Raw genomic sequence first — 14,491 nt, forward strand, 5'->3', positions numbered from 1 at the left:
TTTGACTCGGATTTTAGGCGGGCAGGCTGGCTCGGAGCTTGCCTGTCACGAGGCGAGCCGGTCGACGCGACCCGCTTCGGGATCAATGCCATATTCCTTCAACTTGCGGTAGAGCGTCGAGCGGCCGATACCCAACCGGCGGGCGACCTCGCTCATCTGGCCGTTGTAATGGTCGATCGCGAGCTTGATCATCTCGAGCTCGACATCGGCCAGCGCCCGCACATTGCCGCGCTCGTCGAGCGCCCGAAGCGTTCCGAAGCGCGGCTGCGGCCTGGCCGGCGCCTCGCCGTCGGACACGCCAGCCCCGGTCGCATCGGCAACGGTCTCGTCCGTTTGCCGGGTCGCGTCCGCAATCGTTTCGGCGATGGCGGATGCCGGCTCCGCTCCGAGATTGACGGTGCCTTCCACCTGCGCCCGGATCTGCGGAAACTCCTCCTCGGTCAGCACATCGCCCTCGGCAAGCACCGACGCCCGGAAGACCGCATTCTCCAGCTGGCGGATGTTGCCGGGCCAGTCATAGGCCTGCAGCATCGCAAGCGCCGTGGCCGATATGCCGGCAAGGCGGCGGCGTGGATCGGCCGGAGCGACCTTTTCCATGAAATGGCGGACAAGATAGGGAATGTCGTCGCGGCGGTCGCGCAGCGGCGGCACGAAGATCGGGTAGACGTTCAGCCGGTAGAACAGGTCCTCGCGGAACTTGCCGTCCTTGACCTGCTGTAGAAGGTTGCGGTGCGTAGCCGAGATCAGGCGGATATCGACCTTGACGGTCGAGCGGCCGCCGACCGGATCGACCTCGCCTTCCTGCACGGCGCGCAAGAGCTTGACCTGGACGTCGAGCGGCAGATCGCCGATTTCGTCGAGGAACAGCGTGCCGGAATTCGCCTCGACGAATTTGCCGGTGTGCTTCTCCGTTGCGCCGGTGAAGGAGCCCTTCTCGTGGCCGAACAGGATCGATTCGACGAGATTATCCGGGATGGCGCCGCAATTGACGGTGACGAAGGGCTTCGAGCGGCGGTGGCCGCTGCCCTGGATGGCGCGCGCCACCAGCTCCTTGCCGACGCCGGACTCGCCTTCGATCAGGATCGGGATGTTGGAGGCCGCCGCTTTCTGCCCGAGGCGTATCACCCGGTCCATCGCCGGGCTGCGCGTGATCATGTCCTTGAAGGTGAGATGGCCGCCGCCGCGTCGCCGCGAGGCGCGCTTCATCTCGTCCTCGACGGCTTCCACCTTGAGCGCGTTGGAGATCGCGGTCTGGAGGCGGTCGGGCGACGCCGGCTTGACGACGAAATCGRAGGCGCCGTGCCGCATCGCCGAAACGACCGTCTCGATGCCGCCCTGCGCCGTCTGGACGATGACGGGAACGTCGATGGCGCGCTCGCGCATCGCCTTCAGCACGCCGATGCCGTCGAGGCCGGGCATGACGAGGTCGAGGATGACGACGGAGACCTCGCGCGCGTTCGGCCCGTCGAGCACGTCGAGACCGGCCTCGCCGCTATCCGTGACGATCGCGGTGTGGCCGAACTTGGTCAACGCGGCCTCGACAAGCCTGCGCTGCACCGGATCGTCATCGACTATGAGTATGGAACCTGTCATGACTGTTTGAGTTGTCCGCCCGAGAAATCCCATGGATCATCTTGGCACAGGGTTCTAAATAAGGTTTCAAAAAACCCGGTGAACGAATTCCTTAGGATTTGACCGGCTTCTCCTTTCCCTTTGATTCTGGCCCGTTGGTTCAAAAGAGGTATCGCTGATGCGCATGATGTTTGGTCGGCGGCTTGCGGCGCCAGCGTCCGGCCAGGGTGCCGCAGGGCTTGGCGACCTGCCGGAGTGGAATCTCGCCGATCTCTATTCCGGCATGGAAGCGCCCGAGTTGAAGCGCGACATCGCCAAGGCGGCCAGCGACGCCGTCGCCTTCGAGACCCGCTGGAAAGGCACGCTGGCCGCGGAAGCCGGGCGCGGCGGCGCCGGCCGGCTGGGCGAGGCGCTGCAAACCTACGAGGCGCTCGAGGAGCTGATCGGCCGCATCGTCTCCTATGCCGGCCTCGTCTACGCCGGCAACACCGCCGATCCGCAGCGCGCCAAGCTCTATGGCGACGTCCAGGAGAAGATGACGGATGCCAGCGCGCATCTTCTGTTCTTCGCGCTCGAGCTCAACCTGATCGACGACGCGGCGATCGAAAGCGCTTTGGCCGCCGACAAGGCCTTCGGCCACTACCGGCCCTGGGTGCTCGACCTCAGGAAGGACAAGCCCTACCAGCTCGAGGACCGTGTCGAGCAGCTGTTCCACGAAAAGTCGGTGACCGGACGCGGCGCCTGGAACCGCCTGTTCGACGAGACGATGACCGACCTGCGCTTCGACGTCGACGGCGAGGAGCTGACGCTGGAGCCGGCGCTCAACCGGTTGCAGGATGCCAATGGCGAGGTCCGCCGCCGCGCCTCCGAGGCGCTCGCCGCCACGTTCCGCAAGAACCTGCGCACCTTCACCCTCATCACCAATACTTTGGCCAAGGACAAGGAAATCTCCGACCGCTGGCGCGGCTTCCAGGACATCGCCGACTCGCGCCACCTCGCCAACCGCGTCGAGCGCGAGGTGGTCGACGCGCTGGCGGCGGCCGTGCGCGAGGCCTATCCGCGGCTGTCGCATCGCTATTACGCGATGAAGGCGCGCTGGCTCGGCATGGAGGTGATGAACCACTGGGACCGCAACGCGCCGCTGCCGGAGACGCCGCAGGCGGTGATCAGCTGGGACGACGCCAGGGACACCGTGCTCTCCGCCTACCAGCGCTTCTCGCCCGACATGGCCGAAATCGCCCGCGGCTTTTTCGATCGCAGATGGATCGACGCGCCGGTCAGGCCGGGTAAGTCGCCCGGCGCCTTCGCCCATCCGACGGTGCCGTCGGCGCATCCTTACGTGCTGCTCAACTACATGGGCAAGCCGCGCGATGTGATGACGCTGGCGCATGAGCTCGGCCATGGCGTGCACCAGGTGTTGGCCGCCGGCCAGGGCGCGCTGATGGCCTCGACGCCGCTGACGCTGGCCGAGACCGCCTCCGTCTTCGGCGAGATGCTGACCTTCCGCTCGCTGCTCGAGCAGACCGGAGACAAACGCGAGCGCAAGGCCATGCTCGCCCAGAAGGTCGAGGACATGATCAACACCGTCGTGCGCCAGATCGCCTTCTATGAGTTCGAGCGCAAGGTGCATGCCGAGCGAAAGAACGGAGAACTGACCTCGGACAGGCTCGGCGAATTCTGGCTGGAAGTGCAGGCCGAGAGCCTGGGACCGGCAATCAAGCTGCGTGAGGGCTATGAGGTCTTCTGGACCTACATCCCGCATTTCATCCACTCGCCTTTCTACGTCTATGCCTATGCCTTCGGCGATTGCCTGGTGAACTCGCTCTACGCCGTCTACCAGAACGCCGAGCGCGGCTTTCAGGAGAAGTATTTCGAGATGCTGCGCGCCGGCGGCACGAAGCATCACTCCGAGCTTCTGGCGCCCTTTGGCCTGGACGCCACCGATCCCGCTTTCTGGCAGATCGGCCTTGGCGTGATCGGTTCGCTGATCGACGAGTTGGAGGCGCTCGACAATTGACGACAGCAACGACGCGCACATCGGTCGCAATAATTTAGCCGATACGCATATTAGCAAAGATCTATTCTTGCCCTAAATAGCTGTTCTTGAATAATTCTCCGGCACATTTTTCAACTAGCTTTCGACAAGCCATATGATAGCGTCCGGCTTCAAGCTCAGCCGGACGCATCGCGTAGGCCAGAGATGGCTGGTCGCGGCGCCACGGCGAATGCGATAATGGCCGTCGGCTCCGGACAAGGCCGAACGCCGATGGCTCGATTGAAGCCGGCGGTCCCGCCAACCACGGAACCTTTGACGATCCTTGGCGTGBGCTCGCCTCCCGGGCCTCGGCCGACAGATCGGACTGGAGAGGGAAATGAGCACTTTCTTCTACATGCTCCTGGCGTTCGTTGTGGGTATCCTGGTTGGCTGGTTCATCTGGGGCCGCCTGCGCGGCGAACTCGACAGCCTGCGTGACGATCTCGACCGCACACGAAGCGAGCGCGACAGGCTGCGCGCCGACAGTGATCGCTTGAAGGGCGAGCTCGACGCCTGCGGCCGTGCCCGCGCCGATCTCGAAAGCCGGCTGCGCGACGCGCCTTCCGCCAAGGGCGGCGCCGACAAGGCCGCCACGCCGGCTCCGGCGGCGCTGATGTCGACCCCCGCGACCGCGACATCGGCGGCAAAGGCCGCTCCGGCGAAGTCGGCCGCCGCGAAGAAGCCAGCGGCAACGAAGACTGCAGCCAAAACCGCCGCGCCCAAGAAGGCGGCGGCGCCCGCGGCCAGGAAAGCCGCCGCGCCGCAGGCCGCGGCCGGCAAGGCAGACAATCTGCGCCGCCTCATCGGCATCGGCCCGGTCAACGAAAGACTGCTCAAGGGCCTCGGCGTCACCACCTATGCCCAGATCGCCGCCTGGACCGAGGCCGACGTGAAGCGCGTCGAGGAAGTGCTCAATTTCGACGGCCGCATCGCGCGCGAAAAATGGATCGAGCAGGCGAAATTGCTGGCCGCCGGCAACGAGGCCGAATTCGCCAGGCAGTTTCCGACGGCTGGCACCGCAAATAACACTTGAACATCTCGCCGGCGTCTCAGCATCGGAGGTTGGCCAGACATCCGTCAATTCGTCATCCTATGGCGTAGCGAGGAGCGAAGCGACGCAGCGCAGACCATAGGATCCATTCCGTTACCTACGAGCGTTGCAGCGGTGCAGAAAGGTCTTCGTTCTGCACCGCCTTTATCCTTCGCGCGAGGTCACGGAATGGATCCTCGGGTCTACGCGTCCGCTTCGCTCCCGCTCCGCCCGTGGATGACGAAGGTTTGAGCGTTTCCGCCAATCCCTGCATTAGCTCACAGCTAGCGAACAACTTCCGCGCCAACTGGACGCCTTTGCGCCGCCCGACGCCGCTCTCTCGATTGCGCCTCGCCGGCCCCCCATATAGAGCGGTCGACTTAGAGCAATTTCGGGAAAAGTGTGTAGCGGTTTTCCGTTCGAAATTGCGCCAAACAAAGAGATTGTCCGCTTCCAAGGCTCATGTCCCTGCCCGCAGCCATTTTCCGCAACGACGCGACCGCTCGTCAGTTGGTCTTCGGCCAACCGCGCGAGATCATCGCCGCCAACGATGCGGAAGAGTTCCCCCCCGCGCTTGAAAGGGCCCAGGCTGCTTCCGATGCCGGCAAATGGCTGGCCGGCTATTTCTCCTACGAAGCCGGCTACCTGCTCGAGCCGAAGCTGGTGCCGCTGCTGCCCGAAGGCCGCCGCGCGCCGTTGGTCTGCCTTGGCGTCTTCGATGCGCCCGTCGAGCAGGCCGTGCCGCAAATGCAGGCGCCCGCCAGCAACGGCCCGATCTTCGACGCCAGGGCGACATGGTCCGCCGAGGACTATGCCGGCCRCTTCGCGCGCCTCCACAACCACATCCGCAAGGGCGACTGCTACCAGGGCAACCTCACCTTCCCGGTCCGTGCGCAATGGTCCGGCGATCCGCTTGCTGCCTTCGACGCGTTGACGGAACGCCAGCCGGTCAAGTATGGCGCGTTGGTCTCGCTCGGCGATCCGGTCGTGCTGTCGCGCTCGCCCGAATTGTTCTTCGAGATCGATGCCGGCGGCATGATCGAGACGCACCCGATGAAGGGCACCGCGCCGCGCGGCGCGACCAAGGCGGAAGATGCGCGGCTGAAGGCCTTCCTGCGCAACGACGAGAAGAACCAGGCCGAGAACCGGATGATCGTCGACCTTTTGCGCAACGACATCTCGCTGATCAGCGAGGTCGGCACGCTGGACGTGCCGGAACTGTTCCGCATCGAGACCTACCCGACGGTGCATCAGATGGTGAGCCGCGTGCGGGCGAAGCTTCTGCCCGGTATCGGCATCCGCCAGGTCTTCGCCGCGCTCTTCCCTTGCGGCTCGATCACCGGCGCGCCGAAGATCCGCGCCATGGAAATCCTGCATGAGCTGGAAGATGCGCCGCGCGACGTCTATTGCGGCGCCATCGGCTGGATCGCGCCGGGCGGCAGGATGCGTTTTTCGGTGGCGATCCGCACCATCTCGCTCTTTGCCGACGGCGAGGCCGTCTACAATGTCGGCGGCGGCGTCGTCTTCGATTCCACCGCCGAGGAGGAGTATCGGGAGTGTCTGTTGAAAGCGCGCTTCGCGACGGGAACGGTGCCGGCTTCGAGCTGATCGAGACCATGCGCTGGGAGCCCGGCTCGGGCTTCCAGCGCTTCGAGCGCCACCTTGCCAGGCTTTATGCGTCCGCCGCCGAACTCGGCTTCGCCTGCGATCCGGGACGGATCGGCGAGGTGCTTTCGAACACCGTCAGCGGACACGGAGTTGCCATGCGCGTGCGCCTCGCCTTGCAGCGCAATGGCGAGGCGACGGCCGCCGCCCAAGCCTATGAACCGCTGCCCGCCGACAAGGTCTGGCGGTTGCAGCTGGCGCGCATCCGTCTCGATTCCGCCAACATGCTGCTGCGCCACAAGACAAGCCTGCGCCAGGTCTACACGCATGCGCGCGCCGAATATCTCGCCACCCGCGCCGACGAAGTGCTTTTGGCCAATGAGCGCGGCGAGCTCTGCGAGGGCACGATCACCAATCTCTTCGCCGATTTCGGCGACGGCCCGCTCGCCACGCCCCGCCTCGACTGCGGCCTTTTGCCTGGAATATTGCGCGGCGCGCTTCTGGACGAAGGCCGCGCCGTGGAAGCAATCTACAGCTTCGACGATCTGAGGGCGGCGAAGGCGATCTTCGTCGGCAACTCGCTGCGCGGGCTGATCCCGGCGCGGCTTGGCTGACCGCGCTGGAGACACAAACTGGATAACACCCAAACAGGCATGACCGTCCGCCAGCCGACCCACACGCCCTATGACGGGTCCTCGAAGCTCTTCGCTATCGGGCTGAAGCCGCTCGACTTCGAGCGCTGGATCGAGGTCGACGGATTGCTGCTGCCGCATCTCACCGAGAAGCAACGGCTCTACGCGGAAATCCCGGAAAAGGTCTTCGTCGAGGAAGATGGCACCCGCGACGCTCAGCGCGAAGTGCTGGACCTGCTCGTCGCGCATCTCGAAGCCGCGCATCCCGGCACGCACCGCCGTAGCGGAGTGAACGTCGAGCCGATCGGTTTCGAGGGGACGATCGACAGGCTGCCTCCTGCCCTGCGCGAAGCGCCGCTGGCAAGGGCCTCGCTGCTTGTCCAGGAAGACCTGATCCTGATGCGTCGCGACGAGCGCGGCTGGCGGCTCGCCGCCGGCTCGCTCTGCTTCCCTTCGTCCTGGTCGTTGCGGGAGAAATTCGGCAAGCCGCTGCAGGATATCCACGAGCCGGTGCCCGGTTTCGGCCCCGGCACGCGGCCGGCCGAGCTCATCAACCGCATGTTCGACGGCCTGCAGGGCCAGGCGGTCGAGCGCTTCAACTGGTCGATCCAGGCCGATGACAGGCTTTATCACCCGCTCTCCAATGTCGAGCGTATCGACCGCGCCACGAACCGCCCTAGCCGCTTCCCCGACGGCGACGTCAACGCCCACGCCTTCATCCGGGTCGAGCGCCAGACGCTGCGCAAGTTGCCGGCGTCGCGCGACATTCTCTTCACCATCCGCATCCATCTCGATCCGCTCAAGGTGCTCGAAGCCCATCCGGACCGGGCAACGCTGGCCGCCTCCTTCGCGGAGCAACTCCTGGCCCTCGACCAGCAGCAGCTCGACTACAAGGGCCTGACCGCCGACCGCGACCGGCTGGTCGCATTCCTCGACGGTATCGCCGGATCGGCTTAACCACGCCACCAAACCGGCTTACCCGCGATTGGCGCTTTTCGCTGGTTTATGACAATGATCTGTGGTGTAGCGCTTGGCCGTCGGGCCAAAGGCGCCCGGTTTTGCGCGTGTTTGAAGGAGTGTGCGAAAAAATGGCGAATGAAAACTGGCCCGTTTACGGTGAAATCACCGGTCCTGTCGTGATGATCGGCTTCGGCTCGATCGGGCGGGGAACGCTGCCGCTGATCGAGCGCCATTTCAAGTTCGACAAGTCGCGCATGACGGTCATCGACCCGCGCGACACCGACCGCAAGCTGCTCGACGAGCGCGGCATCACCTTCATGCAGGACGCGGTGACCGAGAAGAATTACAAGAAGCTGCTCACGCCGCTTCTGACCAATGGCGGCGGCCAGGGCTTTTGCGTCAACCTGTCGGTCGACACCGGCTCGGTGGACCTGATGAGACTGTGCCGCAAGCTCGGCGTGCTCTACATCGACACGGTCGTGGAGCCGTGGCTCGGCTTCTATTTCGACGCCGAGGCCGACAATGCCAGCCGCACCAACTACGCGCTGCGCGAGGCGCTGATCAAGGAAAAGCAAGACAAGCCCGGCGGCCCGACGGCGGTCTCCACCTGCGGCGCCAATCCCGGCATGGTCTCCTGGTTCGTCAAGAAGGCGCTGGTCAATCTCGCCACCGATCTCGGTTTCGAGTTTTCCGAGCCCGCGCAGGAAGACCGCGAGGGCTGGGCAAGGCTGATGAAGAAGGCCGGCGTCAAGGGCATCCACATCGCCGAGCGTGACACGCAGCGCACGAAGAAGCCGAAGCCGATGAACGTGTTCTGGAACACCTGGTCGGTCGAGGGCTTCATTTCGGAGGGCCTGCAGCCGGCCGAGCTTGGCTGGGGCACGCATGAAAACTGGATGCCGAAGAACGGCAAGAAGCACAAGCACGGCTCCAAGGCGGCGATCTATCTGGAACAGCCCGGCGCCAACACGCGCGTGCGCAGCTGGTGCCCGACGCCGGGCGCGCAATACGGCCTCCTGGTGACGCATAACGAGTCGATCTCGATCGCCGACTTCTTCACCGTGCGCTCTAAGAAGGGCAAGGTCCAATACCGCCCGACCTGCCACTATGCCTACCATCCCTGCAACGACGCCTTGCTGTCGCTGGACGAGATGTTCGGCGCCGCCGGCAAGCCGCAGCCGGTTCACCACGTGCTGGACGAGAACGAGCTGGTCGATGGCGTCGACGAGCTCGGCGTGCTGCTCTACGGCCATGACAAGAACGCCTATTGGTACGGCTCGCAGCTTTCGCTGGCCGAGGCGCGCAAGCTCGCCCCCTACCAGAACGCCACCGGCCTGCAGGTGACCTCGGCGGTCCTCGCCGGCATGGTCTGGGCGCTAGAGAATCCGACCGCCGGCATCGTCGAAGCCGACGAGATGGATTATCGACGCTGCCTCGAAGTGCAGTCACCCTATCTCGGACCGGTCAGGGGCTATTACACCGACTGGACGCCACTGGATAACCGGCCGGGCCTCTTCCCCGAGGACCTGGACAAGGACGATCCGTGGCAGTTCCGCAACATCCTGGTCCGATAGCAGCGGGATCTACTGCTCTCACAGCCTTGCAATCGCCCGGAAATCGGGCGATTGAAAAGGCGCGGACTGAGGAGAGGATTTTTCAAAATGACCATTGCGCGCAAACTGCTTTCGGCAGGCGCCGCGGCAAGCCTTCTGGCTGCGGCCGCCTGCACCACCACCGGCCCCTCGGAACCCCCGCCCACGGCGGCCCCCAAAGGCGTCGAGGGCAATTGGATCGACGCCAAGGGCACCGGCCTGTCGACCTTCGCAGGCGGCAAGTTCACCACCGTCGCCACCGACACCGGCCAGAAGCTGTCGGAAGGCAGCTACACCATGACCGGGGCGACCTCGGTCGAGATCCACGGCACCTCGCTGATCCGCCAGACGCCGGTCAGCTTCAACTGCCTGATGGTCTCCACCAGCCAGCTCAACTGCACCAGCGCCAGCGGCCAGAACTTCGTGCTGACGCGCCGGGCTTGAGGGCTCGCGAATATTCGATCCACAGGGACGGCGGCGCGAGCCGCCGTCCTTTTTTGTGCCGGCAAACATCTCCCTGATTTGCGCTTGCATCGGCTGGGACCCGATGTGAACATGATCCGAGGCTGACTGTTATTTTCCGGTCAAGCGAGGGCATTAGACACCTTGAAGGTCAGCTCATCCGGGAGACGAAGATGAAGAAGATTGCCGCGATTCTAGCCCTGTCGGCCTCGGCGCTCGGCCTGTCGGCAGGCGTGTCTTTTGCCGACTACACGCTGAACATCCTGCATTTCAACGATTGGCACAGCCGCATCGAAGGCAACAACAAATACGAGTCGACCTGTTCGGCCGATGAGGAGACCAAAGGCGAATGCATCGGCGGCGCCGGACGGCTGATCACGGCGATCGCCGAGGAGCGCAAGAAGCTCGAAGGCCAGAACGTGCTGYTGCYCAATGCCGGCGACAGCTTCCAGGGATCGCTGTTCTACACCACCTACAAGGGCGCGGCRGAAGAGGAATTCCTCAATCAGATCAAGCCCGACGCGGTGACGCTCGGCAACCACGAATTCGACGACGGCGAGAGCGCCCTGGTGCCTTACCTCGACAAGGCGAAGTTCCCGATCGTCAGCGCCAATGTCGTGCCCAACGACAAGTCCGGCGCCAAGGATAAGATCAAGCCTTCGATCGTCGTCGAGGTCGGCGGCCAGAAGATCGGCATCGTCGGCGCCGTCACCAACGACACGCCGGAACTCGCCTCCCCCGGCCCGAACATCGCCATCACGGATGACGTCAAGGCGATCACCGCCGAGGTCGAGAAGCTCAAGGGAGAAGGCATCAACAAGATCATCGCGGTCACTCATATCGGCTACCGGCGCGAGCGCGACGTGATCGCCAAGATCCCGGGTATCGACGTGGTGGTCGGAGGCCACAGCCACACGCTCTTGTCGAACACCGATCCGAAGGCCGAGGGACCGTACCCGACGATGGTCGACAACCCGGACGGCTACAAGGTGCCGGTCGTGCAGGCGGCGTCCTATTCGAAATATCTCGGCGAGTTCAAGGTCGTGTTCGACGACAATGGCAACGTCAAGGAAGCCAGCGGCGCCCCGATCTATCTCGACAAGTCGGTCACGCCCGATCCCACTGTCCTTGCCCGCATCAAGGAGCTCGGCGCGCCGATCGAGGCGCTGAAGAACAAGGAGGTGGCCGAGACCACCAAGGCGATCGACGGCAGCCGCGAGAATTGCCGCGCGCGCGAATGCGAGATGGGCAATCTCGTCTCCGACGCCATCCTTGACCGCACCAAGGGCCAGGGTGTCGAGATCGTCATCTCGAACGGCGGCGGCCTGCGCGCCTCGATCGATCAGGGAACGGTGACCATGGGCGAGGTGCTGACCGTGCTGCCGTTCCAGAACACGCTGGCGACCTTCAAGATCTCGGGCAAGGACCTGGTCGCCGGCCTCGAAAGCGGTCTCAGCCAGGTCGAGGACGGCGCCGGCCGCTTCCCGCAGGTCGCCGGGCTGAAATATTCTTTCGACAAATCGGTCGCGCCCAATGCCGGCCGCGTCAAATCGGTCGAAGTGATGGAGAACGGCGCCTGGGCGCCGATCAATCCGGACAAGCAGTATCTGGTGGCCACCAACAATTATGTCCGCCAGGGCGGCGACGGCTACAAGGTCTTCGCCGACAAGGCGACGGACGCCTATGATTACGGCCCGGGCCTCGAACAGGTGGTGGCCGATTATCTCGGCGCGCATCGCCCCTACACGCCCAAGCTCGACGGCCGCATCACCGAGATTGCGGCAACGACGGCCGCGGCCGAACCGGCCAAACCCGCGGAACCGGCCAAGCCCGCCGAGACCGCTCCCGCCGCCCAGGCGCCTGCGGCCGAGGCGGCAAAACCGGCCGAGGCTACGCCGGCAAACAGCGAACCGGCGATGCCGGCTCTGCCTTCCGGTTCGAGCGACATTGCCGGCACGCCGCCGGCCGTTTCGGCTGAAACCGCCCCCGCCGAGACCGCAAAGCCGGCTGAGGCAGCGCCGGCCGCGGAACCGGCCAAGCCCGCCGAAACCAAGCCGGCAGAAACCAGCCACACCGTCGCTGCCGGCGATACCTATTGGGACCTGGCGAAAAAGGCCTATGGCGACGCCACCAAGTGGAAGCTCATCTCCGAAGCCAACAAGGATTATAGGCCGCGGCGCCTGCCGCTCGGCGCGACGCTGACCATTCCGCCGGCCGCGAAGTAATCGGTCATCCGGATTCATGGCACCCGCCCGGACAACCGGGCGGGTGTTCCTTTTCCAGGCCCAAACACGATAAGGTGCGGCCAGACGCGGCATTGAAACCCGGCAGGGCATCGCTAGTTTCGCGGCGCGACCGGAGATTGTTGATGACGCTTGCCACCCCCACCGATGCCAGAACCGCGAAGGCCGCCGGCCCGCAGCCGTCGGGCGCCGCGCCGGTCAGGCCGGGCAAGATCGGCATCATGCTGGTCAATCTCGGCACGCCCGACGGCACCGACTTCAAGCCGATGTGGCGCTACCTGCGCGAGTTCCTCTCCGACCCGCGCGTCATCGAGCTCAACAAGGCGGTCTGGTACCCGATTCTCTACGGGCTGGTGCTGACCACCCGGCCGAAGAAGTCCGGCGCCAACTACGCCCGTATCTGGAACCGGGAGATGAACGAGTCGCCGCTGCGCACATTCACCCGCGCTCAAGGTGAGAAGCTGGCCGCCGCGCTCGCCGACCTGCCCGATGTGGTGGTCGACTGGGCGATGCGCTACGGCAATCCCTCGACGGCAAGCGTCGTCCAGAGACTGGTCGAGCAGGGCTGCGAGCGCATTCTCACCTTCCCGCTCTACCCGCAATATTCGGCGACGACGACGGCCACGGCTAACGACCAATTGTTCCGCGCGCTGATGCAGATCAGGCACGCGCCGGCGATCCGCAGCGTGCCGCCCTACTACGACGAGCCGGTCTATATCGAGGCGCTTGCCCGCTCGATCGAGAAGCACATCGCGACGCTCGATTTCGCGCCGGAAGTGGTGATCACCTCCTATCACGGCATCCCCAAACCCTATTCCGACAAGGGCGACCCCTACCAGTCGCATTGCCTGGAGACGACGCGGCTGCTGCGGGAGAGGCTCGGCTGGGACGAGAACAAGCTCATCACCACTTTCCAGTCGCGTTTCGGCGCGCAGGAATGGCTGCAGCCCTATACCGACGTCACGGTCGAGAAACTGGCCAAGGACGGCGTGAGATCCATCGCCATCGTCAATCCGGGCTTCTCCGTCGACTGCATAGAGACGCTGGACGAGATCGGCCGCGAAGCGGCCGAAACCTTCCATCACGCCGGCGGCAAGAACTTCGCCCATATCCCTTGTCTCAACGACAGCGCCGAAGGCATGGCGGTGGTCGAAGCGCTGGTGCGGCGCGAGCTTTCCGGCTGGGTGTGACCGGCTTCACCGACAGGCTTTGAAGCTGCTGCGCAAAACCCGCCGCTAAGCGATATTGGCGATCACCTGATTGTAACGTTGCGGAAACACACTTAATTGATTCCGTGAGGTCGCCGCCTTTGAGGGAGAAACGAAATGGGCTTCAGCGGTTTCGATATTGCCATCATTGTTCTTGTTTTTCTGGTCATCATTCTGCTTTTCAAGGGCATCAGGACGGTGCCGCAAGGTTACAATTACACCGTGGAGCGCTTCGGCCGTTACACCAAGACGCTGACTCCCGGCCTCAACATCATCAACCCGATCTTCGAGCGTGTCGGCGCCAAGATGAACATGATGGAGCAGGTGCTCGACGTCCCGACGCAGGAGATCATCACCCGCGACAACGCCATCGTCGGGGTCGACGGCGTCGCCTTCTACCAGGTGCTGAACGCCGCCCAAGCCGCTTACCAGGTCGCCGGGCTGCAGAACGCCATCCTCAATCTCACCATGACCAATATCCGCACCGTCATGGGCTCGATGGATCTCGACGAATTGCTCTCGAACCGCGATGCGATCAACGAGCGGCTGCTGCGTGTCGTCGACGAGGCGGCGCACCCGTGGGGCATCAAGATCACCCGCGTCGAGATCAAGGACATCAACCCGCCGGCAAATCTGGTGGAATCGATGGGCCGCCAGATGATGGCCGAACGCGACAAGCGCGCCCAGATCCTGGCCGCCGAAGGCCTGAAGCAGTCGCAGATCCTCGAAGCCGAGGGCCGCAGGGAAGCCGCCTTCCGCGACGCCGAGGCGCGCGAGCGTTCGGCCGAGGCCGAAGCCAAGGCGACGCAGGTCGTGTCGGAAGCCATCGCCAAGGGCGACGTGCAGGCGATCAACTACTTCGTCGCGCAGAAATACACCGAGGCCTTGGCCAAGATCGGCTCGTCAAGCAACAATAAGATCGTACTGATGCCGTTCGAGGCCTCGTCGCTGATCGGCTCGCTCGGCGGCATCGGCGAGATCGCCCGCGAAGTCTTCAAGGGCGACGGCCCATCCGGCACGCCGCGGCAGGGCTCGCGTCCGCCGGTCGTGCGGCAGACCGACAGTTGAGGTGACCGCCGCAATTCCAGGGTGACACGGTTTTCCGTCCGGAATTGCGGCAAACAGAGAAATAGGACGGTTCCTCGTTTCCGT

11 protein-coding genes are annotated in these 14,491 nt (G+C 64.4%); 10 read left to right on the top strand and 1 reads right to left on the bottom strand.

Going from position 1 to position 14,491, the window contains the following annotated elements; translation table 11 throughout:
* Positions 1-45 precede the first annotated feature (45 nt).
* Positions 46-1,593: a sigma-54 dependent transcriptional regulator gene (locus tag LCM4577_RS05575; RefSeq protein ID WP_071070104.1), complete on the bottom strand. Its 1,548-nt coding sequence runs from the start codon at positions 1,591-1,593 to the stop codon at positions 46-48.
* A 157-nt stretch (positions 1,594-1,750) separates the two neighbouring features.
* Here LCM4577_RS05575 and LCM4577_RS05580 point away from each other — a divergent pair, with 157 nt between their 5' ends.
* From LCM4577_RS05580 to LCM4577_RS05625, 10 genes are all read left to right on the top strand, one after another.
* The gene (locus LCM4577_RS05580) at positions 1,751-3,589 is read left to right on the top strand and encodes a M3 family oligoendopeptidase (RefSeq protein ID WP_041004762.1); all 1,839 of its coding nucleotides are present in this window, start codon (positions 1,751-1,753) and stop codon (positions 3,587-3,589) included.
* Between the two features lie 355 nt (positions 3,590-3,944).
* Positions 3,945-4,640 (top strand): NADH dehydrogenase, encoded by a 696-nt coding sequence (locus LCM4577_RS05585; RefSeq protein WP_041004764.1) that lies wholly within the window; start codon positions 3,945-3,947, stop codon positions 4,638-4,640.
* Positions 4,641-5,099: 459 nt separating this feature from the next.
* Positions 5,100-6,245 (top strand): aminodeoxychorismate synthase component I, encoded by a 1,146-nt coding sequence (locus tag LCM4577_RS05590; protein WP_071070106.1) that lies wholly within the window; start codon positions 5,100-5,102, stop codon positions 6,243-6,245.
* A complete protein-coding gene (locus tag LCM4577_RS05595) occupies positions 6,194-6,856 on the top strand; it encodes an aminotransferase class IV family protein (RefSeq protein ID WP_071032941.1) in 663 nt (220 codons plus the stop codon). Before LCM4577_RS05590 ends, LCM4577_RS05595 begins: the two co-directional genes overlap by 52 nt.
* A 39-nt stretch (positions 6,857-6,895) precedes the next feature.
* Positions 6,896-7,831 carry a DUF3445 domain-containing protein gene (locus LCM4577_RS05600; protein ID WP_071070108.1) on the top strand — a complete coding sequence of 312 codons (936 nt, stop codon included), beginning with the start codon at positions 6,896-6,898 and terminating at the stop codon, positions 7,829-7,831.
* A 131-nt stretch (positions 7,832-7,962) separates the two neighbouring features.
* Positions 7,963-9,408, top strand: a complete 1,446-nt coding sequence (locus LCM4577_RS05605; RefSeq protein ID WP_041004770.1) for a homospermidine synthase — start codon at positions 7,963-7,965, stop codon at positions 9,406-9,408.
* 87 nt (positions 9,409-9,495) lie between these two features.
* Positions 9,496-9,870 (top strand): hypothetical protein, encoded by a 375-nt coding sequence (locus LCM4577_RS05610; protein WP_071032935.1) that lies wholly within the window; start codon positions 9,496-9,498, stop codon positions 9,868-9,870.
* A 191-nt stretch (positions 9,871-10,061) separates the two neighbouring features.
* Positions 10,062-12,113, top strand: coding sequence for a bifunctional metallophosphatase/5'-nucleotidase (locus LCM4577_RS05615; protein ID WP_071070110.1), 2,052 nt, complete (start codon positions 10,062-10,064; stop codon positions 12,111-12,113).
* Positions 12,114-12,256: 143 nt separating this feature from the next.
* On the top strand, positions 12,257-13,321 hold the full coding sequence (gene hemH / locus LCM4577_RS05620) for a ferrochelatase (protein WP_071070112.1): 1,065 nt from the start codon (positions 12,257-12,259) through the stop codon (positions 13,319-13,321).
* A 135-nt stretch (positions 13,322-13,456) separates the two neighbouring features.
* Positions 13,457-14,407: an SPFH domain-containing protein gene (locus tag LCM4577_RS05625; protein WP_071070114.1), complete on the top strand. Its 951-nt coding sequence runs from the start codon at positions 13,457-13,459 to the stop codon at positions 14,405-14,407.
* Positions 14,408-14,491 lie beyond the last annotated feature (84 nt).

This window comes from Mesorhizobium sp. LCM 4577 (genome assembly GCF_001854795.2).
In the GTDB taxonomy this organism is placed as follows: Bacteria; Pseudomonadota; Alphaproteobacteria; order Rhizobiales; family Rhizobiaceae; genus Mesorhizobium; species Mesorhizobium plurifarium.

Excerpts from the sequence above, each read along its gene's own strand:
- hemH (WP_071070112.1), top strand. The coding sequence starts at position 12,257 with ATGACGCTTGCCACCCCCACCGATGCCAGAACCGCGAAGGCCGCCGGC.
- LCM4577_RS05625 (WP_071070114.1), top strand. The coding sequence starts at position 13,457 with ATGGGCTTCAGCGGTTTCGATATTGCCATCATTGTTCTTGTTTTTCTG.
- LCM4577_RS05600 (WP_071070108.1), top strand. The coding sequence starts at position 6,896 with ATGACCGTCCGCCAGCCGACCCACACGCCCTATGACGGGTCCTCGAAG.
- LCM4577_RS05610 (WP_071032935.1), top strand. The coding sequence starts at position 9,496 with ATGACCATTGCGCGCAAACTGCTTTCGGCAGGCGCCGCGGCAAGCCTT.
- LCM4577_RS05585 (WP_041004764.1), top strand. The coding sequence starts at position 3,945 with ATGAGCACTTTCTTCTACATGCTCCTGGCGTTCGTTGTGGGTATCCTG.
- LCM4577_RS05580 (WP_041004762.1), top strand. The coding sequence starts at position 1,751 with ATGCGCATGATGTTTGGTCGGCGGCTTGCGGCGCCAGCGTCCGGCCAG.
- LCM4577_RS05605 (WP_041004770.1), top strand. The coding sequence starts at position 7,963 with ATGGCGAATGAAAACTGGCCCGTTTACGGTGAAATCACCGGTCCTGTC.